Origin of the sequence: Streptomyces sp. NPDC047017 (assembly GCF_040644175.1) — a bacterium.
Lineage (GTDB): Bacteria > Actinomycetota > Actinomycetes > Streptomycetales > Streptomycetaceae > Streptomyces.
In genome coordinates this window covers 177,444-201,181 of the sequence record NZ_JBEYVW010000009.1, presented here as the reverse complement: position 1 = coordinate 201,181, position 23,738 = coordinate 177,444, and the positions used below count along the sequence as shown (strand labels likewise).

Below are 23,738 nucleotides of genomic sequence, written 5' to 3'. Positions count from 1 at the left end.
GCGTGCCGCGGGTGCGCCACGGGCCTGCCGCGGGTGTGCTGGCGGGGGCGTCCGTCAGGGCTTCTCGCGGGCCCGGTCGCGGATGTTCTCAGCCACGTCGCGGAGCTTGATGTTGTGGTGCTGGGAGATGCGGCGCAGCACCGCGAAGGCGTCGTCCTCGCTGAGCCGGTGGCGCTCGCGCAGCATGCCCATGGCCTCACCGATGGCGTGCCGGGTCTCCAGGGCGTGTTCGAGCTGGTCGACGGTCCGGGCACCGGCCAGGGCGACGGCGGCGTGCGAGGCGAGCAGCCAGCCGGCCGTCTCGCTCTCCCGGGTGAAGGCGCCGGGGCGGCCGGAGTAGCAGTCCAGCGCCCCGAAGTCCTGCTCGTCCGTGTACAGCAGGAAGCCCATCATGCTGCCGATGCCCAGGTCGCGGGCGGCCGGCGCGTACCGCGGCCAGTCGGGCTGCGGCTCGGTCATGTCGGTGATGCGGAACAGCCGGTCGCCGTCGACCCGGCGGGCGGCGTCGAAGCAGGGTCCCTCGCCCAGCTCGCCCTGCAACCGGTCGGACCGGTCGACCATGTCCCTGGTCGCGGCCAGGGTCACGGCACGGCCCCGGCGCACCGCGAGCACCCCGGCCGCCTCGCACCCGTCGATCAGCTCCACCGCCGCGCGGACGATCTCGTCCAGGGTCGCCTGGGCGGAATCCTGGGCCAGCAGACGCCGGGCGAGGTCGGCCATCTGTTCGGCGAAGTCACGCCAGTCCATCCGTCCGCACCCGCCCTTCTCCCAGCCGCGTGCACCGATGCGAGGGTGACGTCGCCGACGGACGCCGGCACCCGCAGCGTATCGCGCCCGCGCGGCCGTACCGGGGAAGGCGATCATGAGGCCGGGCGTGCCGGGCGTGCCGGGTGGGCCGTACGGCCGTACGGCCGTACGGACCCAGGGGTGTACGGAGGCGAGCCATCGGTGCTGGCGGGCCGCCGTGCGCTGCCCCTGCCGTACGTTCGCCTGCGTGCCCCGGCGTACGCCCTGCGCACCGTCCGCCCGAGGGGACGCGGACGGGATCGGTACGGCGGGGGCCGGCTGACGGTGCGTTGGTCCTACCCGGTGATGAAATCGACTCTGTGCGCGACATCGCGCGCTGTGTCCGCGCACCCGGTCATGGCTTGGCCAAACTCATCCCACACGTTGGCCACTTGTTCACTCGCATCCCCTGATTCCCGCTGCCGGGACGGGCAGAGAGTGGTCGGCGGTCCGTTCCGCACCCGGGCGGGACGTGACACGTGAGAGCCTTTCCCGCTCAAGAAGGGGTAATCATGGCCGAGTTGACACGCCGCAGACTCCTGGGTTCGGCCGCGGGCGCGCTGGGCGGCGCCGCGGCGCTCTCCCTCCTCCCGCCGAGCGTCCAGAAGGCCGTCGCCGCCGAGCCGCCCCGGCACAGCTCGCTGCGTGACATCGAGCACGTGGTCCTGCTGATGCAGGAGAACCGGTCGTTCGACCACTACTTCGGCACCCTCAAGGGAGTCCGCGGCTTCGGCGACCGCGACGCGATCAAGCTCGACAACGGGCGTTCGGTCTTCTACCAGCCGGACACCGAGAACCCCCGGGGCTACCTGCTCCCCTTCCACCTGGACACCCACAAGTCCAGCGCGCAGGCCATCCCCTCGACGAGCCACGCCTGGTCGGTGCAGCACGAGGCGTGGAACGGCGGCAAGATGGACCGCTGGCTGCCCGCGCACCGCAAGGCGGACGGCGTCAACGGCCCCTACGTCATGGGCTACTACACGCGCGAGGACATACCGTTCCAGTTCGCGCTGGCCGAGACGTTCACCATCTGCGACAACTACTTCTGCTCGGTCTTCGGGCCGACCTGGCCGAACCGGCTGATGTGGATGACCGGGACGATCGACCCCGGCGGCACCCAGGGCGGCCCGGTCATCAGCAACTCCGCGCCCACTCCGTACCGCTGGACGACGTACGCGGAGCGGCTGCAGGCCGCCGGGGTCAGCTGGAAGGTGTACCAGCAGGACGACGACTACGGCTGCAACATGCTGGAGCAGTTCGCCGCCTTCAAGAACGCGCAGCCCGGCTCGGAGCTGTACGAGCGCGGCGTGCGCCCCCAGCCGGAGGGCACCTTCGAGGACGACGCCCGCAACGACCGCCTCCCCGCGGTCTCGTGGATCATGCCGACCAGCTACCAGTCGGAGCACCCGGACTACCTGCCGGCCGCCGGTGCCGACTTCGTGGCCTCGAAGATCGAGGCGATCGCGGCCAACCCGAAGGTATGGCGCAAGACCGCGTTCATCCTCAACTACGACGAGAACGACGGCCTGTTCGACCACGTGGCCCCGCCGACCCCGCCCCAGGGCACGTCCGGCGAGTTCATCAAGGGGCTGCCGATCGGCGGCGGCTTCCGCGTCCCGGCCATCGTCGTGTCCCCCTGGACGGTCGGCGGCTGGGTGGCCACGGAGGCCTTCGACCACACCTCGGTGCTGCAGTTCCTGGAGCGCTTCACCGGCGTCGAGGAGTCCAACATCAGTGCCTGGCGGCGGGAGGCGTTCGGGGACTTCACCTCGCCCTTCCGTTTCTCCCGCGCCCGCCCGCGCCCGCCGCGGCTGCCGCACGACACGGCGGCGCAGTTGCAGAAGGCCAAGGAGGAGGTGGCGACGCTGCCGAAGCCGACGCTGCCCGGCGCCGACCAGCGGTTCCCGCACCAGGAGCGGGGGCACCGGCCGCAGCTGTGAGCCCGGTCCCCAGGGACCGGTCCCCGGGGACCGAGCCCGGGGGGCTGAGGCCGACCCGTCAGAACTTGGGCACCGGAGCCTGGCTCTCCACCAGCCGTGCGGCCTCCTCGGGCGTCGCCACGGAGGGTGGGGAGCCGGCCAGCGGACGGCGCGCGGTCTCCTTCATGCAGGCCACCGCGACCACCCCGACCAGCGCCGCCGCCATGGCGTAGTAGGCGGGCATCAGGTCGCTGCCGGTGGCGGAGATCAGCGCGGTGATCACCAGCGGGGTCGTACCGCCGAAGAGGGAGGCGGCGAGGTTGTAACCGATGGACAGGGAGCCGTAGCGCACCTGGGTGGGGAAGAGGGCGGGCAGCGCCGCGGACATCGTGCCGAGCAGGCACACCAGGGACAGGCCCAGCATCAGCATCCCGCCCGAGACGGCGACCAGGCTGCCCTGCTGGACCAGCAGGAACGCCGGGATCGACAGCACCAGGAAGCCGACCATGCCCGTCATCAGCACCGGCTTGCGGCCGATCCGGTCGGAGAGCCGGCCCACCTGGTTGATCAGCAGCATCAGCACCACCATGGTGACGATGAGGATCAGCAGACCGTGCGTCTCGGAGTACCCCATCTCGTCCGACAGGTAGGTCGGCATGTACGACAGGAGCATGTAGTCGGTGATGTTGTAGGCGCCGACCAGGCAGACGCACAGGATCAGGGTCGGCCAGTACTCCCGGAAGATCTTCGCGATGTCTCCCTTGGCGGTGGACTCCACGGCCGACGCCGCCTCGGAGGCCCGGTGCTCGGAGGCGTCCTCCAGCTTCCGGAAGGCGGGCGTCTCGTCCAGCTTGAGCCGCAGGTAGAGGCCGACCATCCCGATGGGACCGGCCACCAGGAACGGCACGCGCCAGCCCCACGACTCCATCCCGTCGCTGCCGAGCAGCGCCGTCAGCAGCGTCACCAGGCCCGCCGCGCCGACGTATCCGGCCAGCGTGCCCAGCTCCAGGAAGCTGCCGAAGAAGCCGCGCCGCCGGTCGGGGGCGTACTCCGCGATGAACGTGGAGGCGCCGCCGTACTCGCCGCCCGTGGAGAAGCCCTGCACCAGGCGGAAGAGGATGAGCAGGGCCGGAGCCCAGAAGCCGATCGTCCGGTACGCCGGGATCAGGCCGATGGCGAAGGTGCCGACCGCCATCATGATCATGGTCAGGGCCAGGACCTTCTTGCGGCCGATCTTGTCGCCCATCGGGCCGAACACCATGCCGCCCAGCGGACGTACCAGGAAGGAGACCGCGAAAGTGGCGAACGACGACAGCAGTTGGACGGTGCCGTTCCCGGACGGGAAGAACACATGGCCGATGGTGACCGCGAGATAGCTGTAGATGCCGAAGTCGAACCATTCCATGGCATTGCCGAGCGAGGCCGCCTTCACCGCCCGCCGTACGGCGCTCTCGTCGGTGACGGTGATGTCGGTCCGGCGCAGCGGGGGGTTCCTGCGTCGTTCGATCGCCCGGAACAGCGTGCGGTGACGTCTGCGTGCGCCGGGGTCGGCATCGGTCGCCCGAAGATCGTCTCCGTTGTCCGCCATGGTGGGCGCTCCTCTCTGCCGGCGCGGGTCATCCAGGAGATCGCTTGCTCATTCGTGGCAATGGCAAACGGATCACTTGGCGAGAGCGAGATTCGCCACGTCGGCGGTGGGTACGGCACCGGCCGCGCCGGCCGTGGGTACGGCGCGGGCCGCGTGGGCCGTGGATACGGCATGGGCCGCGTCGGCCGTGGGTCACGTCACCGGTCGGCGGCGCGGGCGGCGGCGACCGCCTGCTGCGCGTACCCGCCCCGGAACAGCACGGTGTGCACCAGCAGGGGGAAGAGCTGGTGCAGTGCGACGCGGTCGGCCCAGTCGTCGGCGAGCGGCGCCGCCTCCTGGTAGCCCTCCAGCACCCGGTCCAGGTGCGGGCAGCCGAACAGGCGGAGCATCGCGAGGTCGGTCTCCCGGTGGCCGCCGTGCGCGGCCGGGTCGATCAGCCGGACCTGCCCGTCCGCGCCCCACAGCACGTTGCCGTTCCACAGGTCCCCGTGCAGCCGCGCGGGCGACTCCGGGGGACCGGCCAGCTCCGGCAGCCGCTCCAGTACTCTCTCGATCACGGCCGCGCCGCCGGGTCGCAGGGCGCCCTCGTCGACCGCGCGGCGCAGGTAGGGCAGCACCCGGTGCTCGGCGTACCAGCCCGGCCAGTCGCCGCCGGGGGTGTTGCGCATGGGCGCGAGCCCGATGTACGCCTCCTCCGGGCCGCCGGGCGGCGGCGCCCCGAACGCGGGCGCCCCGGCGGCGTGCAGCGCGGCGAGATCGCGGCCGAAGCGGACGGCGGCACGGGCGTCCGGCGGGCCGGTGGCGACCCGGTCGGTCACCAGCCAGCGCGGATCGTCCCCGTACACCGCGGGAGTCCGTACGGCTCCGGCGTCGGCGAGCCAGCGCAGCCCCGCGGCCTCGGCGCGCACCGCGCCCGGCGGTTCACCGCGTTTGACCATCACCGTCCGGCCGTCGTCGAGGGCCACCTCGGTGAGCGTCGCGGACAGCAGGCGCCGCGCCCGCACGGCGGAGCCGGTCAGCCGGGCCGCGGCGGCCTCCGGGGTCGCCGGGTCCTCCGGGCTCCGCGGGCTGTCCGGGCCCTCCGGGTTCCGCGGCCTGCCCGGGTCCTCCCGGCTCGCCGGGCCGCCGCCGGTCACGACGGCAGGTGCTCGCGCACCCAGGCGAGCAGGCCGGGCACCGCGGCCTCGATCATGGCCAGGACCTCGTCGAAGCCCTCCGGACCGCCGTAATAGGGGTCGGGCACGTCGAGGTCGCCGCTCGTCTCCGGGTCGAAGGCGCGCAGCATCCGCACCCGGGACGGATCGTCCACGAGACGGCGCAGTGCCTTCTCGTGGCCGCGGTCCATGGCGAGGAAGAGGTCGGCGTCCAGGTGCTCGGCGCCGACCTGCGCGGCGACGTGCTCCACCGGGTAGCCGTGCCGGGCCAGCGCCGCGCCGGCCCGCTCGTCGATCGCCTCACCGGCATGCCACGGACCGATCCCGGCGCTGCTGACCCGCACCGCCCGGTCCAGGCCCGCCCGGCGCAGCCGCGCGGCGAACACCAGCGCGGCGGACGGCGACCGGCAGATGTTCCCGCTGCAGACGAAACAGATGTGCACGGGGCCAGGATAGGGCCGCGCCCCGCTCTCCGGGCCGGCTCGGAACCCACCCACGGGTGGAGGCCGGGCCCGCGCGAAATCCACCCGCGTCTCCGCTCACGGGTTGATCACCGCGGCGCGCGCCGTCCCTAGCCTCGCACCATGGACACGAAACAGCACGAAGCCGTCGCCCGGACCATGACCACGGCCATGACGCTGAGCGGGACGCGGAGCACCCCGGCCGCGGAACGACACGCGCACGCACCGACTCCCGCGGACCGCGCAGGACAGTCGGCCGCCGCCGGACGCGGACGGGCCCGGCGCCCCGCCGGCCGCCTCCGTCTGCTGCTCGACCTCGGTCTGTCGCCCGGCGTCTTCTACGGCGCGCAGGCCCTCGGGGCGGGCATCACCGCCTCCCTCCTGGCCGCCGCCGGGGCGGCGGGCGCCCGGCTCGTCTGGACCACGGCACGGGCGCGGCGGATCGACGCGCTCAACGCGCTGATGCTCGGCAGCTACGGCCTGATGCTGCTGCTGGTGTGCCTGTCCCGTGACGAACGGGTCCTGCTCGCCCGGGACCCGGCGACCAGCGCCCTGGCCGGCCTGGTGTTCCTCGCCAGTTGCGCGACGCGCACCCCGGCCCTGGCCTACCTCGCCCGCCGCTTCCGACCGCGCGCGGGGGCCAACACGCCTCGGACCGACCGGATGTTCCGCCGCCAGACCGCCGTCTGGGGCACCGCGCTCGTCGCCGAGTCCGCCCTGCGGTTCGGCCTGCTGCTCACGCTGCCGGTACGGGAGGTGCCCGCCGTCTCGACGGCCGTGGAGTTCGCCACGACAGCCCTGCTGGTGACCTGGACGGTCCGGTACCGCCGCCGTGCCCTGGCAGGTGTGCCGTGCCAGGACGGGTGAGGGCGTCGGACCGAGGGCGCCGGACGCAGGAGGCCGCCCGGTCAGCCGGTGCGTCCGCCCGACGGGGCGGCGGGCTGCGGCTCCCGGGCGTGCACCTGATAGACGTGGAAGGCCCGCCCGATGACCGGCTGGGCGACATTGCGCACCCGCACGCCGCCACTGGTCATGCCGTTCTCCGAGCCGGCGTGCGCGTGGCCGTGTACGGCGAGATCGGCACCGGCCGTGTCGATCGCCTCGGCCAGCAGATAGCTGCCGAGGAACGGATAGATCTCCGGCGGCTCACCGGCCAGCGTCTCGGGCACGGGGGAGTAGTGGGTGAGCGCGATCCGCACATCGCAGCCCTGCTCGCCCAGCTCCTCAAGCGACCGGCGCAGACCGTCGGCGCAGCGGCGGGTGCACCGGACGAACTCCTTCATCAGCGGCTCGCCGAACTCGCCCGCGCTGCGCCCGAGGAACCCGCCGCCGAACCCCTTGGTGCCGGCCACGCCGACGCGCGTACCGCCGCACGGCACCACGACTCCGCGGCCCTCCAGGACCTGCGCGCCGGCGTCCTCCAGGACGGCGGCGACCTCGTCCGGCCGGTCGTCGTGGTGGTCGTGGTTGCCGAGGACCGCGACGACCGGCACCCCCAGGCCCTGGATCTCCCGGGCCACCACCCGGGCCTCCTCGGGCGTGCCGTGCCGGGTGAGGTCGCCGGCCAGCAGCAGCAGGTCGGCGCAGTCGGGCAGGGTCTCGAAGGCGGGCCGGAGCGTGCCCTGCGTCTCGGGCGCCATGTGGATGTCTCCGACGGCCGCTACCCGGATCATGCGAGATCCTCCACGTGGTCGGGGCAGGAGGCGTCGGTGACGGCGATGTCGCAGTGGACCGGGTGACCGGGCAGTTCCGCGTCGACCAGATCGCAGATCTCGTCGCGGCTGTGCGCGGAGGGGACCGTGCCGGTCAGCAGCACCGCCTCGCCGCGCACCTCCAGCCGTACGCCCAGTTCGCCGAGGGGCCCGCCGGCGATCCGCTCCCTGAGATGGGCGACGCGGTACTCCAGGTTGTCCCCGGCGGCCGGAGTGCCGGGGGCCTGCTCTCCGCCGTGCTGGTTCATGACTGCTCCTCGTGCGGGGCGATGACGTTCAGGCGTTCGAGAAGGAAGAAGAAGGAGGCGGGCATGGGTTCGTCACCGCAGGCGCGCCGGACGCGTTCCCAGTCGATCTTCTCGCGCAGCGCGCGGGCGATGGGCAGGACGGCCCCGAAGTCGCAGTGGTGCTCGGAGAACGCGGCGATCAGGCTGCACAGCAGGTCGGTCGGGGCCAGTACGGGCATGCGCACCGAGTCGACCGGCAGTTCCTCGGCGCGGCCGAGCATCTCCCGGGAGACGGGCTGATGGGCGAGTTCGAAGATGACGTCGATGTCCTGGTCGAAGCACTTGGCCTTGATCAGCCAGTCCTCCGGCGGTGTGTAGACCGTCAGACCGCCCTCGCGCAGGGTGTCGGCCACCGTCTCGGCGTCCTCGGGGAGCACGCAGAAGTCCGCGTCGTGCTGGAGGTTCTCGCTGCCGCCGTGCGCGTACACCGCCACGCTCCCGGCCAGGGCGAAGGCGTGGCCGTCGCGCTTGAGGAGGGTGCCCACCTGCTTGGCGGCCTCCAGGATCGCCTGGTTGCGGTCACAGGGCAGTTCCTGCTCCGCCTGCGGCCGCGCCCCGTGGTGCACCGGCCCTGCCGTGGCGCCGGCCGCCGGACGGAGGCCGGGAGATCCCGCCCGCCGGGCGGGAGCCGTGTCGCCTCCGTTCGGTGTCATGCCCTGCTCCCTTCACCGGGTCACCGTGCGCAGGCGGGTACCCGGCGTGGCCGTCCCGACACAGCCTGATGGATCCGCAGGGCTTGAGTGCCTTTCCGTGGGTACGTGAGGGGGGCGATCGACGGGGCGGTGGCCGACGAGGGAGGGGCGAAGGTGAGGACGCGTCCGGGAGTTCACTCCTTCACGGCCCGCCCCATGCGCCGGTCCGCGCCCCGTGAGAGATTGACACGGCAGATGCCCGTTGAGGGTGTTATGTCTGTTTGACCTTCGCCGTGTCCGGTCTCACCCACGGGGAACCGGCGCGACCGGAGACGACCGGCGATCGGACAGCACACGGCCGACGCGCGCGCACGGCGGTACGGCCAGAACCGGAGGAACGGTACTGATGAGCGAGGCCAACCCCATCAAGCATGCCGCCCGCAAGGTGGCCGACGCACTCCAGGGCGACGGCGGGCCGCAGGAAGGCATCCCCGGGAAGCCGGGTTCCGAGTCGCCGTCCGTGGCCGAGCCGACCCGGCCCCGGGAGCCGCTGCCGCCCAAGCCGGACCAGACCGGACCGGAGACCGTCTCGCCCACGGGGCAGCCGACCGGCGCCGACCAGGCCCGCATGGCGCAGAGCGGAAGCTACCTGACCACCGCCCAGGGCGCCCGGCTGTACGACACCGACCACTCGCTCAAGGCCGGTCCCCGCGGCCCCGTGCTGCTGCAGGACCACCATCTGCGCGAGAAGGTCATGCACTTCGACCACGAGCGCATCCCGGAGCGCGTGGTGCACGCCCGCGGCGCGGCGGCGCACGGTGTCTTCCAGAGCTACGGCACGGCGGCCTCGGTGACCAAGGCCGCGTTCCTCGCGGAGGACGTCGAGACGCCGGTGTTCGTCCGCTTCTCCACGGTGCTGGGTTCGCGCGGCTCCTCCGACACGGTGCGCGACACGCGCGGTTTCGCGACGAAGTTCTACACCAGCGAGGGCGTCTTCGACCTCGTCGGCAACAACATCCCGGTGTTCTTCATCCAGGACGCCATCAAGTTCCCCGACGTCATCCACGCCGGCAAGCCGCACCCGGACCGGGAGATCCCGCAGGCGCAGAGCGCCCACGACACCTTCTGGGACTTCGTCACCCTGCACACCGAGGCCACCCACCACACCATCTGGAACATGTCCGACCGGGGCCTGGCGCGCTCGTTCCGGATGATGGAGGGCTTCGGCATCCACACGTTCCGCCTGGTCAACGCGGCGGGCGAGACGACACTCGTGAAGTGGCACTGGAAGCCGAAGCTGGGCGTGCACTCCCTGGTGTGGGAGGAGGCGCAGATCGCCAACGGGGTCGACCCGGACTTCCACCGCCGGGACCTCGCCGACGCCATCGAGGCGGGCGCCCACCCCGAGTGGGAGCTGGGCATCCAGACCTTCCCCGACACCCCCGAGCAGACCTTCGAGGGCATCGACCTGCTGGACCCGACCAACATCGTCCCCGAGGAACTCGCCCCCGTGCAGCCCATCGGACGGCTGATCCTCAACCGCAACCCGTCGAACTACTTCGCCGAGACCGAGCAGGTCGCCTTCCACCCCGGCCATCTCGTCCCCGGCATCGACATCACCGACGACCCGCTGCTCGCGGGGCGGCTGTTCTCCTACCTGGACACCCAGATCACCCGCCTGGGCGGCCCCAACTTCGGGCAGATCCCGATCAACCGCACGCACGCGCCGGTCAACGACATGCTGCGCGACAGCTTCCACCAGACGGCCGTGCACCGGGGCGTGGCCCCCTACCGGCCCAACTCCCTGGACGGCGGCTGCCCGTTCACCGCCGGCGCGGACATGGGCGCGTACATCGAGGCACCCGTGCGCGTCCCGGAGGGGACGAAGGTCAGGGAGGCGCCCGAGACCTTCGCGGACCACTTCAGCCAGCCCCGCCGGTTCTGGCTGAGCATGGCCCCGGTGGAGCGCGAGCACATCATCGGCGCCTACACCTTCGAGCTGAGCAAGTGCTACGAGCAGGCCATCAAGGAGCGGGGCCTGCAGGTGCTGGCCAACATCGACGCCGAGCTGTGCGCCGAGGTCGCCGCCGGGCTCGGCCTGCCCGCGCCGCAGGCCACGGTGGTGCCGGCCGATGTGCAGCCCAGCCCCGCGCTGTCCCAGATCGGGCGGACCTGGCCCACGGACGGCAGGGTCATCGGGATCGTCACCGGTCCGGAAGGGGACCTGGAGGGCGTACGGGCCGTGCGTGAGGCGGTGCTCGGCGCGGGCATGGTCCCGCTGGTCGTCGCGCCGACCGGCGGCACGCTCGGCGACGGCGACGCGCTGACCGTCCAGCGGTCCTACGCCACCGCCCGGTCCGTGGAGTTCGACGCCCTCCTGGTGGCCGGGACGCCGGGCGTGGGCGCCGACGCCTACGGGGCCCGCGACGCCAAGTCCGGGCTGCCCTCCGCCCAGCAGGCCACCCATGATCCCCGGGTCACGCTGCTGCTGTCCGAGGCGTTCCGGCACGGCAAGGCGATCGGCGCGTGGCACGGCGCCGAAGCCGCACTGGAGGCGGCCGGAGTGCCCGCCGACGCGCCCGGCGTGATCGTCGGCGACAGCGGCACCGCCACGCTGGAGCAGATCACCCGGCTCCTGGGCGCCCACCGCGTCTGGGAGCGCTTCCCCGCGGAGGCGTGAGCCGCCGCTGACCATGGCCCGGGCCTCCTCCGCCCGATGTGGCGGAAGCCACGACAGGGAGGAGGCCCGGGCCATGGTGCCGTCGCCGAGCCGCGGGCTACGGTTTCCGGACAGTCCCTGTGTCCGCGAAACCAGTGCGAACGGCCCGGCAGTGCTCGAAGATCTCTCCCCCATCATCGCGGCGACCTCCCAGTGGCTGACCGGAGCCTTCCCGGCGTCCGGCGGCGCCCTGGCGTCCGTCCTGTGCGAGATGCAGGCCCGCCAGGCGGTCACGGTCGCGGCCTCACTGCGCTACCCGACCCCCCTGGACGCCGCACTGGTCGGCATGTCCGGTCCCGGCGGCTCCGCCCGGCTGGACTGGATCACCGGCGCGGACGGCGCCGCCGCCGACCCGGACACGTACGCCTGGCGCACCTGGGTGGACGAGGTGGTCGCGAGCTGGGCCGTCTGCCTGCTCACCGACCCGGCGCTGGCCGGCCGCGCGGTGGCCGCGCTCACCGAGAACGGCTCCACCGCAGGCACCCCCGCCGACTTCCGGCGCCTGCTGACCCCCGACGAACACGACCGCCACGCGGCCGCGCTGCTCCGCCACCCCGACCTCGTCGCCCACGTCTCGACCCTGCACCACGCCCAGCTTCTGACCCGCCTGGGGACGGACCCGACGACCTTGGCGGCGTGACCCGCCTGGGGGGGGTCGGCCGACCGGTCTGCCGGTCTGAGCCGGCTGGGGGCGGGCGGGCAGACGCGCCGACGGGACTCGGCTGGCGGCTGCCGAGTCCCGGCCGCCGAGCACCCGGCCTTCAGCGCTCGGCCGGTACGACTCGTCCCTCAGCGTTCCGTCACCGAGTCCTCGGTCTCCGACGCTCGGCCGCCGTCAGGTCCCGGCTACCTGGACTACGCAGCCGCGCCCGCGCCCCGGTCTACCGAGAGCCGAGTGTCTCGCCCACCGTCTCCCGGGCCGCCGGGAGGGCCGCGGCGCGGTCGGCCGGGACCAGGCCGATGCGGGTGCGCCGGTCGAGGAGGTCGGACTCGTCGAGTGCGCCCTCGTGGCGTACGGCCCACAGGAGTTCGGCGCGGGTGACGGGGTGGTCCTCCAGGACGGGGGCGTGCAGTCGCGCGTCCTCCGTGCTCAGGGCGTGCACGGCCGGTGCCTCGGTGCCGTAGCGGCGGATCAGGCGGCGCGGCGCGCGGAGGGCGGCGAGGGTGCGTGGGGAGGCGGCGCCGACGAGCGGCAGGGTGGCCGTCGGGGAGGGGCCCGCGGCGAGCCGGCGCGCGGTGACGGCCGTGTCGACGGCGTCCTCGGCCATCCGCCGGTAGGTGGTGAGCTTGCCGCCGACCACGGTGATCACACCCTCCGGCGAGGTCAGCACCGCGTGCCTGCGGGAGATGTCGGCGGTCCGCGGCTCCCCGCCGGGTCCGCCCTCCGCGCCGGTGTCCAGCAGCGGGCGCAGCCCGGCGAAGGCCCCCACCACGTCGTCGCGGTGGACGGGCACGTCGAGGGCGGAGCCGAGGACGTCGAGGAGGAAGCCGATGTCGGTCTCGGGGACTTCGGGCACGTCCGGGATCTCGCCGTCGACCGGTTCGTCGGTGAGCCCGACGTAGACGCGGCCGTCGCCCTGCGGGAGGACGAGGACGAAGCGGTTGGTCTCGCCGGGGACCGGGATGTGCAGCCCCGCGGGCAGCGGGCCGAGGTGCTCGGAGCGCAGGACGAGATGGGTGCCGCGGGAGGGCCGGACCCGGATGCCGTCGACCAGCCCGCCCGCCCACACCCCGGAGGCGTTGATCACCGCACGCGCCCTGATCTCGCCCTCCTCGCCGGTCAGTTCGTCCCGTATCCGGGCGCCGGAGGCGGTCAGTTGCAGTGCCCGCACCCGGGTCAGGACCCGCGCGCCACGGGCCGCCGCCGTACGGGCGAGGGCGGTGACCAGGCGGGCGTCGTCGGTGAGCCGGCCGTCCCAGGAGAGCAGTCCGCCGCGCAGCCCGGTGCCGCGCAGGGCGGGGGCGAGGTGGCGGGTCTCCACCGCGGACAGCCGGCGTGGCGCCGGCAGGGTGGCGCGGGCGGTGCGCGCCGCCAGCCGCAGCCCGTCGCCCGCGCGGAAACCCGCCCAGGCCAGGGCGGCCTGGCCCCGGGACACCAGCGGGGTGAGCGGCAGTACGAACGGCTGGGCGCCGACGAGATGGGGAGCGGTGCGTTCCATCAGCACACCGCGTTCGACCGCGCTCTCGTGGGCGACGTCGAACTGGGCGGAGGCGAGGTAGCGCAGCCCGCCGTGGATGAGCTTGGAACTCCAGCGCGAGGTGCCGAAGGCCAGGTCGTGGGCGTCGATCGCGGCGACGGTCAGGCCGCGGGCGGCGGCGTCGAGGGCGACTCCGGCGCCGGTCGCGCCCAGCCCGACGACCAGCACGTCCACGGACGGACCACCGGCGGTCCCGGCCAGTTCGCGGGCGCGGCGCGCGGCGGTCAGCGAGGACCCCGGGAGCAGGGGACCGGCGTCGGGGGAGTCGGGGCGGGAGGCGGGGCTCATGGCGTCAGGGTCCTCTCCAGGAGGGTGCGCAGTTCCGCGAGGAACGCCTCCGAGGTCAGGTCGGGGTCGTCCTCGTCGGTCATCGTGCGCAGCGACAGCGTGAAGGACTGGACGACCAGCAGCAGCGAGCGGGCCTGGCGTTCGGGGTGGCCGGGGCGCACCGATCCGTCGGCGTGGCCGTCGCGCAGGGCGCCGGCGAGCAGTTCGAGCAGGGCCACCTGGCTGGCGCCGCGCCGGTCCAGCACATAGGGGAGCAGCAGTTCGGGATCGACGTCGACGATCTTGCGGAACAGCGGGTGCGCCCGGAACGCCGCGACCCCGTCCACCAGTCCGTCGACGATCGCCGCGCGCGTGTCCGTGCCCGGCCGGCGTTCGGGGATGGCGCGGGTGGCCACGCCGATCCACTCGCGGGTCATCAGATCGCCCACCAGGGACCGTACGTCGGGCCAGCGCCGGTAGAGCGTCATCCGCGAGACCCCGGCCCGCCGGGCCACGTCCGTGAGGGTCGTACGACGGACCCCGACGGCCAGGACGCAGTCGCGCACGGCGTCGAGCACGGGATCCCCGGCGGCCTCGTCCGATCTCTCCACACTGTTGTGACGAATAGGCGTCATGTGTAACAGTGTAACGCCCCGGTGGGGCCGCGACCCGCGAACCCGACCAGCGAACCCGACCACGACCCGCGGACCCGACCACGACCCGCGGAGCCGTACGGCGAACCCGCGGAGCCGTACGGCGAACCCGCGGACCCGTACGGCGAACCCGCCGCACGGCACCTTTCGCTCCGACTCGATCCGACCGGTGAGGAACAACCCATGGACATGCTGTGGAGCGGCTGGGGCGACCCGGCCAAGGCCACACCGCTGCCCGACACGGTGACCGGGCTGCTGCGCGAACTGCTCGGCGTGAAGCCCGACGGCACCGCCCCGGTGGAGCTGGAGCAGATCCGCGTCCCCGAGTCACCGCTGACCGCCGACGCCCGCCGCCTCCTGGAGGACGCCGTGGGCGGCGCGGCGCACGTGCGCACCGACGCCGGGACCCGGATCCGCCACACCCGCGGCAAGTCCACCCCCGACCTGCTGCGCATCCGGGGCGGCGACGTCACCGACCTCCCGGCGGCCGTGGTGCTCCCCGGCGACCACGACGAGGTCCTCGCCGTGCTGCGCGCCTGCGTAGGCCAGGGCCTGGCGGCCGTGCCGTTCGGCGGCGGCACCTCCGTCGTCGGCGGACTCGCCCCCGAGCGGCCGGAGAAGGGCCCGCGCCCCTTCGTCGCACTGGACCTGCGCCGCATGGACCGCCTGCTCGCCCTCGACCCCGTCTCGCGGACCGCCACCCTCCAGCCCGGCCTGCGCGCCCCGCACGCCGAGGCACTGCTCGCCGAGCACGGCTTCACCCTCGGCCACTTCCCGCAGTCCTACGAGTGGGCGACGATCGGCGGTTTCGCCGCCGCCCGCTCCAGCGGCCAGGCGTCCGCCGGGTACGGCCGCTTCGACGAGATGGTCCTCGGCCTCACCCTCGCCACCCCCGAAGGCACCCTGGAGACCGGGCGCGCCCCGCGCTCGGCGGCCGGGCCCGACCTGCGCCAGCTCGTGCTCGGCTCCGAGGGCGCGTTCGGCGTCATCACCTCGGTGACCGTGCGCCTGCGGCCGCTGCCGCGGACCCGCGTCTACGAGGGCTGGCGGTTCGCCTCCTTCGAACAGGGCGCCACCGCGCTGCGCCGGCTCGCCCAGGACGGGCCCCGGCCGACCGTGCTGCGCCTGTCCGACGAGACCGAGACGCTGATCGGCCTCGCCCAGCCCGACGCCATCGGCGCCGCCGGCGCACCGGAGCCCGCCGGCTGCCAGGCGATCGCGGGCTACGAGGGCACCGCCGAGGACGTCGCCCACCGCAGGGAACGGGCCGCGGCCGTGCTGCGCGAGTGCGGCGGCACCCTCCTCGGCGAGGAGCCGGGCGAACGCTGGGCCCACGGCCGCTACTCGGCGCCGTACCTGCGCGACGCGCTGCTGGACGTCGGCGCCTTCGCCGAGACCCTGGAGACCGCCGCCTTCTGGTCCCGGGTGCCCGAGCTGTACGCCGCCGTGCGCGACGCGCTGACCGCTGCGCTCACCGAGGCCGGCACCCCGCCCCTGGTGATGTGCCACATCTCGCACGTCTACGAGAACGGCGCCTCGCTGTACTTCACCGTGGTCTCCGCCCAGGGCGAGGACCCCGTGGCGCACTGGGCGCCCGCCAAGCGCGCCGCGAACGAGGCGATCCTCGCCGCGGGCGGCACCATCAGCCACCACCACGGCGTGGGCACCGACCACCGCGACTGGTACGTCCGCGAGGCCGGCCCGCTCGGCGTCGAAGCCCTGCAAGCCGTCAAGCAACGGCTGGACCCGGCCGGCCTGCTCAACCCCGGCGTCCTGCTGCCCCTCACCCCGCCCCGCTGACCCTTGCCCGGCCGCCCCTCGCCCCGTCCCCGTCCCGGAGGCCCACCGATGCGACAGTTCACCGCCATCGTCAACCCGACCGCGGGCGGTTCCACCGGCGCCGCGGCCCTGCTCCGGGTGGCCCGGCTGCTCCGGGAGGAGGGCGCCGAGCTGGAGACCGCGTACAGCCGCAGCCTCGCCCACGCCCAGGACCTCGCCCGGCAGGCGGGCGAGCGCGGCCGGGTCGTCCTCGCCGTGGGCGGCGACGGCATCGCGGGCGGTGTCGGCGGCGCCCTCAGCGGCACCGGCAGCGTGCTGGGCCTGGTCCCGGCCGGCCGTGGCAACGACTTCGCCCGCGCGCTCGGCCTGCCCGCCGACCCGGAGGCACTGGCCCGGGTGCTGCTGCACGGCGGTCCGCGCGCCGTGGACACCATCGAGGTGGAGTCCGCCGTCCACCCGCGCACCGTCGTCCTCGGCAGTGTGTACGCGGGGGTCGACGCGCTCGCCAACCGGTACGCCAACCAGTCCCGGCTGCTGCGCGGCGCCGCCTCGTACTACGCGGGCGGGCTGCGGGCCGTCGCCGGCTGGCGGACGGCGACGTACCGCGTCACCGTCGACGGCGAGGAGCACCTGCACCGCGGTTACACCGTGGTCGCCGCGAACTCCGCCTACTACGGCTCCGGCCGCATGATCGCCCCCGGCGCCCGGGTCGACGACGGGCTGCTCGACGTGGTGCTGATCAAGGCCGCGCCGCGCCGGCTGTTCTTCGCCCTGATGAACGAGCTGAAGACGGGCGGTCACGCCGGACGGCCCGAGGTGCGGTTCCTGCGCGGCCGGGAGATCCGCGTCGAGGCCGACCGCCCGGTCCCCTACGGCGCCGACGGCGAGGTGGACGCCGCCCTGCCGGTCACGGCCCGCGTGCTTCCCGGCGCGCTGTCCGTGCTGTGCTGATGTGCTGACGGGGCCGCAGGGTGGACGGGCCTGCCGGGCGGGCGGCGGGCGGTACGCCGTCGTCAGGCACAAGCCCAGCGCCACGCCGTCAGGCACAAGCCCAGCGTCACGCCGTCAGGCGCAGGCCCAGGCCGACATGCCCTGGAGGACGGCCAGCCGCCGGGCCACCGCGATCTGTTCCCGGCGGGTGGCCAGGTCCGCGCGGGGCGCGTACTTCAGGCCGCCGGCCGCGATCCAGCTGGACTGGGCGAACTGGAGCCCGCCGTAGTACCCGTTGCCGGTGTTCGCCCGCCAGTTGCCGCCGGACTCGCAGGCGGCGATGGAGTCCCAGTCGGCGGTGAGCCCGCCGTACGGGTGGGCTGACGCGGTGGGACCGCCGGCCAGCGCGGCGGCGGTCGCCGCGACCAGCAGGGCCCCGCGCAGTCCGCGCCGGCGAGGGTGACGAACGGGGGCCGGGCCGTGGTCGAGCCGGACGCGGGCCCTGTCGATGTTCTGCTGCCAGATCATGTGCAGACTGTTACATCATATCAACGGAAAGTAACGTAACGACGCGCCGTGCTGCCGCGAGCCGGGTGGCGGCGGGCGAAACGCCGCAGCGGTCCTTCCCGGCGTCCGGTGAAACGGACACCATGCCGCGTCATGGACATTCTGCTCGTCGCGAGCGCGTTCAACAGCCTCTCCCAGCGTGTCTACGCCGAACTCTCCGACCACGGACACCGCGTGGCCGTCGTCCTCGCCTCGCACGGCACCGACGTCGTCCGCGCCGCGGTGGCCGGCACCCGCCCGGACCTGATCGTCGCCCCGATGCTGAAGACCGCGCTGCCCGAGGACCTGTGGCGGGAGCACACCTGCCTGATCGTGCACCCGGGACCGCCGGGGGACCGCGGCCCGTCCTCCCTGGACCGGGCGGTCACCGACCGGGCGCCGCTGTGGGGTGTGACGGTGCTGCAGGCCGAGGCGGGCATGGACGCCGGCGACGTCTGGGCGGCGGTGCCCCTGCGCACCGCGCCGGTCGGCAAGAGCGACCTGTACCGCAACGAGGTGTCCGACGCCGCCATGGCCGCCGTCCTGCTCGCCGTCCAGCGCTACGCGGACGGCTCCTTCAAGCCGAGCCCGCAGAGCGATCCCGCCCTCCGCGTGGTCTGGCGCGACGTCCTGCGCCAGCCGCAGCGGCGTATCGACTGGGAGCAGGACGACACCGCCACCGTGCTGCGCAAGCTGCGCGGCGCCGACTCCCAGCCGGGGGTGCTCGACGAGATCCACGGCCGGGAGGTCTTCCTGCACGGCGGCCACCCCGAGGACCGGCTGCGCGGCCGCCCCGGTGAACTCCTCGCCACCCGGGCCGGAGCGGTCTGCCGGGCCACCCGGGACGGCGCCGTGTGGATCCCGGAACTCAGGCCGCGCAAGAACTCCGGCGACCCGGCGCCCTTCAAGCGCCCGGCCGCCTCCGTGCTCGGCCGCACCGCGCCCCCCGAGTCACCCGTCCCGCTCGAACTGCCCTCCGGGCGGCGCACCTGGACCGACATCCGCTACCGGCACCACGGCGACGTCGGCTTCCTGAGCTTCTCCTTCCCCGGCGGCGCGATGAGCACCGGCCAGTGCCGCAGGCTGCTCGCCGCCTACCGCCACGCCCTCACCCGCCCCGCCTCCGTCCTGGTCCTCGGCGGCCACCGCGACTTCTTCTCCAACGGCATCCACCTCAACGTCATCGAGGCGGCCCCCGACCCGGCCGCCGAGTCCTGGGCCAACCTCAACGCCATGAACGACCTCGTCGAGGCGGTCCTGCGCACCACCGACCGGCTGGTGGTCGCCGCCCTCGGCGGCAACGCGGCGGCCGGCGGCCTGATGCTCGCCCTCGCCGCCGACGAGGTGTGGTGCCGCACCGGAGCCGTGCTCAACCCGCACTACCGCCGCATGGGCCTGTACGGCTCCGAGTACTGGACGTACAGCCTGCCCCGGCGGGCCGGGGAGCGCACCGCCGAACGGCTGACCGCCGAGGCCCTGCCGGTGAGCGCCACCACGGCGCACGGACTCGGCCTGGTGGACCGGCTGGTGCCCGTCCCCGCCGCGGAGTTCACCGCCGAGACCGAGCGCCGGGCGGCCGAACTGGCCGGGACGACGGGACTCGGCGACCGGATCGCCGCCAAGGCGGCGGCCCGCGCACGCGACGAGGCACGACGGCCGCTCGCCGACCACCGCCGCGCCGAACTCGCCCGGATGCACGGCACCTTCTTCGACCCCGGAGCCCCGTACCACGCCCTGCGCTCGGCGTTCGTCCGCAAGACACCGAACGGCCCGTCCGACCCACTGACCTTCGCCGCGGACCCACTGGCCCCCGCCGCGGACCCACTGACCTTCGCCGCGGACCCACTGGCCCCCGCCGCGGACCCACTGACCTTCGCCGCGGACCCACTGGCCCCCGCCGCGAACCCACTGACCTCCGCCGCGGACCCACTGCCCCCCGCCGCGGACCCACTGGCCCCCGCCGCGGACCCGCTGGCTCCTGTCGCGGACCCCTTGGCTCCCGGCGCGGGCCCGCCGGCCCCCGCCGCGTGTCCGGCGACCTCGCCCGCCGACCCGCTGTCCTCACCCGCCGCCTCGCTGTCCCCGGCCACCTCCTCGCTGTCCCCGGCCACCTCCTCCATCCCCAGGAGCGCCCGATGACGCCCCCGGCCCGGCCAGAAGCCCCCGCCCGGCTGCTGGTCGCGGGCGTCGGCAACATCTTCCTCGCGGACGACGCCTTCGGCCCCGAGGTGCTGCGGGCCCTCGCGGCCCACCCGCTGCCGCCCGGGGCGAAGGCCCGGGACTTCGGCATCCGCGGCCTGGACCTCGCCTACGAACTGCTGGACGGGTACGACACCGCCGTCCTCGTCGACGCCGCCCCGCGCGGCCACCGCCCCGGCACCCTGTCCCTGATCGAACCCGACCCGCCCGGCACCGGCCCGGCCGCCGCCCCGCCCGAGGCCCACGGCATGGACCCGGCCAAGGTGCTCGCCCTCGCCGCCCACCTGGGCGACGGACCGCTGCCCCGCGTCCTCGTCCTCGCCTGCGAACCCGAGATCAGGGTGCGCGGCGACGAGGACGTGATGCCCGGCCTCAGCGACCCGGTGCGCCGTGCCGTCGAGCACGCGGTGCGGGCCCTGCACACGATGGTCCCCGTCCTGCTGGACGACCCCGCGGCCACCCCGCCGTTGAGCCGCCCGGACCAATCCTCGCCCCCGGCCACGGCCGCGCTGCCGCACCTCGCGGCCGGTGGAGCCCAGGATCGGAGGCGTTCCGCTCCCTCCTGCGCGACCAGCCCTCCCTCCACGACCAGCCCCTCCTGAACCGACCTTGAGGAGAAGTGCCATGTGCCGGTCCGTCGACGTCAAAGAGGCCGTCCTCGCCAAGAACGACGACCTGGCCCGTACCCTGCGCGACGACCTCGCGCGGCGGGGCGTCACCGTGGTGAACCTGCTGTCCAGCCCCGGCAGCGGCAAGACCGAACTGCTCGGCCGGGTGCTGGCCCGCGCGGTCGCCCTGGACATCCCCGTGGCCGCGCTCACCGCGGACCTGGCCACCGAGAACGACGCCCGCCGCCTCGCCCGTTCGGGCGCCCCCGTACGCCAGGTGCTGACCGACGGGCTGTGCCACCTGGAGGCCCGCCAGGTGCGCACCCGGCTGGACGGCTGGCTGCCCCCGGACACCGCCGTGCTGTTCGTGGAGAACGTCGGCAACCTCGTCTGCCCGGCCTCCTACGACCTCGGCGAGACCCTGCGGATCGCGCTCATGGCGGTGACCGAGGGCGAGGACAAGCCGCTGAAGTACCCCACCGCCTTCGGCTCCGCCCATCTGGTCGTCACCACCAAGACCGACCTGGCCGAACCGGCCGGCTTCGACGAGACCGCCTTCCGCGCCAACGTGCAGCGGGTCAACCCCGGCGTGGAGATCCTGCGCACCTGCGCCCGCACCGGCGCCGGCGTCGACACCGTCCTGGAACGGGCCCTCGCCGTCCGCGACGGAGCCCCGACCCACCAGCCACCCCTCACCCCGCGCCCGCACAGCCACGACCACGACCACGACCACGACCACAGTCACGACCGCACCGACGGTCACAATCACGACCACGACCACGGTCACGGCTACGACGACGAGCACGGTCACAGCCCCGCGGGCCAGGACACCCCCGGCCACCACACGCACCCCCACCCCGCCGCCACCACCGCCCCCGCACCCGCCTCGTGACGGCGCCCGGCACCGCGCCGGTGCGCCGTCGGCTCACCGTGCGCGGCACGGTGCAGGGCGTGGGCTTCCGGCCGTACGTGCACCGCCTCGCCGCCGACCTGGCACTGGGCGGCTTCGTCAGCAACACCGCGGCCGGTGTGCTGATCGAGGTCGAGGGACCGCCGGACGGCGTGGCACGGTTCTGCGACCGGCTCGCCGCGCAGCCACCCCCGCTCGCCGCGGTGACCGGCATCGGCCACGAGGACGTCCCCGCCACCGGCGCGGGCCACCCGTTCACCATCCGCTCCACCGAGCGGTCCGCGGGCCGCACCCAGCTCCCGCCCGACACCGCGACCTGCGCCGACTGCCTGCGCGAACTGGCCGACCCGGCCGACCGCCGCCACCGTCACCCCTTCATCACCTGCACCCACTGCGGCCCCCGCTTCACCCTCGCCACCGCGATGCCCTACGACCGGGCGGCCACCACCATGTCCGGCTTCCCGCTGTGCCCGGCCTGCGCGCGCGAGTACGCCGACCCCGCCGACCGGCGCTTCCACGCCCAGCCCGTGGCCTGCCCGGAGTGCGGCCCCCGGCTGCGCCTGGTGCCCGGCGCGGACAGTGCCCTGCGCCCGGCCCGCGACGCCGAGGCCCTGGCGGGCGCCCGCGCGCTGCTCGCCGCCGGGCGGATCGTCGCCGTCAAGGGCGTCGGCGGCTACCACCTGGCCTGCGACGCCACCGACGCCCGCGCCGTCGCCGCCCTGCGCGCCCGCAAGGAACGCGGCGGCAAGGCGTTCGCGGTGATGTGCGCGGACCTGGCCACCGTGGAACGGATCGCGGAGCCGACCGGGTACGAACGCGCCGCCCTCACCGGCCCGCGCCGCCCCATCGTCCTGCTGCGCGGGCGGACGCGGCCCGGCGGACTGCGCCTGGCCGACCAGGTGTGCCCCGGCAGCCCGCACCTCGGCGTGCTGCTGCCCTACACCCCGGTGCACTCCCTCCTGTTCGGCCTGGACGGCGATCCGCCCGGCCCCCGTGTGCTGGTGATGACCAGCGGCAACCGCTCCGGCGAGCCCATCGTCACCGACGACGAGGAGGCGCTGACCCGGCTGGCCGGCCTGGCCGACGCCTGGCTCACGCACGACCGCCCCATCGCCTCCCCGTGCGACGACTCGCTGCTGCGGGTCCGCCCCGACGGCACCGAGCAGGTGCTGCGCCGCTCCCGCGGCTATGTGCCCCGCCCGCTGCGCCTGCCCGTCCCGGTGCGGCCCGCGCTCGCGGTGGGCGGCGACCTGAAGAACGTGCCCTGCGTCGGTGAGGGCGAGTACGCCTGGCTGGGCCCGCACATCGGTGACCTGGGCGACCTGGCCGGGCTGCGGGCCGCCGGCCGCGCCGAGCAGCACCTGACCGCCCTGACCGGCCTCGCCCCCGCCCTCGTCGCCGCCGACCGGCACCCGGGCTACCACTCCACCCGCCACGCCCGGCAGCGGGCCGCCCAACTCGGCCTGCGAGGACCGGAGTTCGTCCAGCACCACCACGCGCACATCGCCTCGGCGATGGCCGAGCACGGCCTCGACGGCGGTACACCCGTCATCGGTGTCGCCTTCGACGGCACCGGCTACGGCGACGACGGCACCGTCTGGGGCGGCGAGATCCTCCTCGCGGACTACGCGGGCCACCGCCGCTTCGCCCACCTCGCCCCCGCACCGCTGCCCGGCGGGGACGCGGGGGTGGCCAATCCGTGCCGCCTGGCACTGGCCCGGCTGTGGGCCGCCGGCCTGCCGTGGGAACCCGGCCTGCCCAGCGTCGACGCCTGCACACCCGACGAAGTGACGGTGCTGCGACGGCAGTTGGAACGCGGGCTGGCCTGCGTGCCCACCTCCAGTGTGGGGCGCCTCTTCGACGCCGTGTCCTCGCTGGCCGGTCTCTGCCACCGCGCGGCGTACGAGGCCCAGGCCGCCCTGGAGCTGGAGGCCGCCGCCACCGAGGCCCGGGACGCCGACGCGGCGGCCTACCCCTTCGCGCTCGGCACCGGGGCGGGTCCGGTGCGCTGCGACCCCGCGCCCATGCTCGCGGCGCTCCTCGCCGACCGGCGGCACGGCGTCCCCGCACCGGTGCTCGCGGCCCGCTTCCACCGGGGTCTGGCGCGGGCCGTCACCGGGATCTGCGGGCGCGCCCGCGCGGCCACCGGGCTGGCCACCGTCGTCCTCAGCGGCGGTGTCTTCGCCAACGGCCTGCTGGAGGAGGAGTGCGCCACGCTGCTGACCGGCGACGGCTTCACCGTCCTGCGCCACGGCGAGGTCCCGCCGAACGACGGCGGCCTGGCCCTCGGCCAGCTGATGATCGCGGCGCACGGCCACCGGCGCGAGCACGCGCACCCACGGCACCGGGCGGCCACCGGATGACCCCACCGCACCGAGCATGCCCGGCCC

General features: G+C 74.5%; 19 protein-coding genes and 1 pseudogene. 10 read left to right on the top strand and 10 right to left on the bottom strand.

The features are described from left to right. Positions 1-54 precede the first annotated feature (54 nt). Positions 55-747 carry a GAF and ANTAR domain-containing protein gene (locus ABZ858_RS17640; RefSeq protein WP_361378519.1) on the bottom strand — a complete coding sequence of 231 codons (693 nt, stop codon included), beginning with the start codon at positions 745-747 and terminating at the stop codon, positions 55-57. 551 nt (positions 748-1,298) lie between these two features. Here ABZ858_RS17640 and ABZ858_RS17635 point away from each other — a divergent pair. Further along, the gene (locus tag ABZ858_RS17635) at positions 1,299-2,726 is read left to right on the top strand and encodes an alkaline phosphatase family protein (RefSeq protein ID WP_361378516.1); all 1,428 of its coding nucleotides are present in this window, start codon (positions 1,299-1,301) and stop codon (positions 2,724-2,726) included. Between the two features lie 58 nt (positions 2,727-2,784). Here the strand turns inward: ABZ858_RS17635 and proP are convergent, their stop codons facing one another. From proP to ABZ858_RS17620, 3 genes are all read right to left on the bottom strand, one after another. Beyond that, entirely contained in the window at positions 2,785-4,293 is a 1,509-nt protein-coding gene (proP, locus tag ABZ858_RS17630) for a glycine betaine/L-proline transporter ProP (RefSeq protein WP_361378513.1), read from the bottom strand. Between the two features lie 197 nt (positions 4,294-4,490). After that, the gene (locus ABZ858_RS17625; RefSeq protein ID WP_361378849.1) at positions 4,491-5,312 is read right to left on the bottom strand and encodes a fructosamine kinase family protein; all 822 of its coding nucleotides are present in this window, start codon (positions 5,310-5,312) and stop codon (positions 4,491-4,493) included. A gap of 113 nt (positions 5,313-5,425) precedes the next feature. Beyond that, positions 5,426-5,890, bottom strand: a complete 465-nt coding sequence (locus tag ABZ858_RS17620) for a low molecular weight protein-tyrosine-phosphatase (RefSeq protein WP_361378510.1) — start codon at positions 5,888-5,890, stop codon at positions 5,426-5,428. Between the two features lie 141 nt (positions 5,891-6,031). Here ABZ858_RS17620 and ABZ858_RS17615 point away from each other — a divergent pair, with 141 nt between their 5' ends. Beyond that, positions 6,032-6,775, top strand: a complete 744-nt coding sequence (locus ABZ858_RS17615) for a VC0807 family protein (protein ID WP_361378507.1) — start codon at positions 6,032-6,034, stop codon at positions 6,773-6,775. Between the two features lie 41 nt (positions 6,776-6,816). On the opposite strand, the gene ABZ858_RS17610 is transcribed toward ABZ858_RS17615, so the two are convergent. The 3 genes from ABZ858_RS17610 to ABZ858_RS17600 are packed head-to-tail and all read right to left on the bottom strand — an operon-like array spanning position 6,817 to position 8,560. Next, the gene (locus ABZ858_RS17610; RefSeq protein ID WP_361378504.1) at positions 6,817-7,581 is read right to left on the bottom strand and encodes a metallophosphoesterase; all 765 of its coding nucleotides are present in this window, start codon (positions 7,579-7,581) and stop codon (positions 6,817-6,819) included. After that, complete coding sequence (locus ABZ858_RS17605) at positions 7,578-7,868, bottom strand: hypothetical protein (RefSeq protein WP_361378501.1); 291 nt, start codon at positions 7,866-7,868, stop codon at positions 7,578-7,580. The genes ABZ858_RS17610 and ABZ858_RS17605 overlap by 4 nt, the downstream gene beginning before the upstream one ends. Continuing rightward, a complete protein-coding gene (locus tag ABZ858_RS17600) occupies positions 7,865-8,560 on the bottom strand; it encodes a hypothetical protein (RefSeq protein WP_361378498.1) in 696 nt (231 codons plus the stop codon). Before ABZ858_RS17600 ends, ABZ858_RS17605 begins: the two co-directional genes overlap by 4 nt. A 385-nt stretch (positions 8,561-8,945) precedes the next feature. Here ABZ858_RS17600 and ABZ858_RS17595 point away from each other — a divergent pair, with 385 nt between their 5' ends. Both ABZ858_RS17595 and ABZ858_RS17590 read left to right on the top strand, forming a co-directional pair. Beyond that, positions 8,946-11,219 (top strand): catalase, encoded by a 2,274-nt coding sequence (locus ABZ858_RS17595; RefSeq protein ID WP_361378495.1) that lies wholly within the window; start codon positions 8,946-8,948, stop codon positions 11,217-11,219. A 151-nt stretch (positions 11,220-11,370) separates the two neighbouring features. Beyond that, complete coding sequence (locus ABZ858_RS17590) at positions 11,371-11,898, top strand: hypothetical protein (RefSeq protein ID WP_361378492.1); 528 nt, start codon at positions 11,371-11,373, stop codon at positions 11,896-11,898. Positions 11,899-12,139: 241 nt separating this feature from the next. On the opposite strand, the gene ABZ858_RS17585 is transcribed toward ABZ858_RS17590, so the two are convergent. Both ABZ858_RS17585 and ABZ858_RS17580 read right to left on the bottom strand, forming a co-directional pair. Beyond that, a complete protein-coding gene (locus ABZ858_RS17585) occupies positions 12,140-13,744 on the bottom strand; it encodes a glycerol-3-phosphate dehydrogenase/oxidase (RefSeq protein WP_361378489.1) in 1,605 nt (534 codons plus the stop codon). Next, positions 13,741-14,358, bottom strand: coding sequence for a TetR/AcrR family transcriptional regulator (locus ABZ858_RS17580; RefSeq protein WP_361378486.1), 618 nt, complete (start codon positions 14,356-14,358; stop codon positions 13,741-13,743). The genes ABZ858_RS17585 and ABZ858_RS17580 overlap by 4 nt, the downstream gene beginning before the upstream one ends. 201 nt (positions 14,359-14,559) lie before the next feature. On the opposite strand from ABZ858_RS17580, the gene ABZ858_RS17575 reads away from it, so the two are divergent. Both ABZ858_RS17575 and ABZ858_RS17570 read left to right on the top strand, forming a co-directional pair. Further along, positions 14,560-16,176, top strand: coding sequence for an FAD-binding oxidoreductase (locus ABZ858_RS17575; RefSeq protein ID WP_361378483.1), 1,617 nt, complete (start codon positions 14,560-14,562; stop codon positions 16,174-16,176). 48 nt (positions 16,177-16,224) lie between these two features. Beyond that, on the top strand, positions 16,225-17,106 hold the full coding sequence (locus ABZ858_RS17570) for a YegS/Rv2252/BmrU family lipid kinase (RefSeq protein WP_361378480.1): 882 nt from the start codon (positions 16,225-16,227) through the stop codon (positions 17,104-17,106). Between the two features lie 114 nt (positions 17,107-17,220). Here the strand turns inward: ABZ858_RS17570 and ABZ858_RS17565 are convergent, their stop codons facing one another. Then, entirely contained in the window at positions 17,221-17,613 is a 393-nt protein-coding gene (locus ABZ858_RS17565) for a transglycosylase family protein (protein WP_361378477.1), read from the bottom strand. 132 nt (positions 17,614-17,745) lie between these two features. Between ABZ858_RS17565 and ABZ858_RS17560 the strand changes: the two are divergent. From ABZ858_RS17560 to hypF, 4 genes and pseudogenes are all read left to right on the top strand, one after another. Beyond that, a pseudogene (locus tag ABZ858_RS17560) lies at positions 17,746-19,416 on the top strand (enoyl-CoA hydratase-related protein); the annotation flags it as partial. Between the two features lie 350 nt (positions 19,417-19,766). Then, positions 19,767-20,432 carry a hydrogenase maturation protease gene (locus ABZ858_RS17555; RefSeq protein WP_361378474.1) on the top strand — a complete coding sequence of 222 codons (666 nt, stop codon included), beginning with the start codon at positions 19,767-19,769 and terminating at the stop codon, positions 20,430-20,432. A gap of 22 nt (positions 20,433-20,454) precedes the next feature. Beyond that, entirely contained in the window at positions 20,455-21,330 is an 876-nt protein-coding gene (gene hypB, locus ABZ858_RS17550) for a hydrogenase nickel incorporation protein HypB (RefSeq protein ID WP_361378471.1), read from the top strand. Continuing rightward, positions 21,327-23,711, top strand: a complete 2,385-nt coding sequence (gene hypF / locus ABZ858_RS17545; protein ID WP_361378468.1) for a carbamoyltransferase HypF — start codon at positions 21,327-21,329, stop codon at positions 23,709-23,711. The genes hypB and hypF overlap by 4 nt, the downstream gene beginning before the upstream one ends. Positions 23,712-23,738 lie beyond the last annotated feature (27 nt).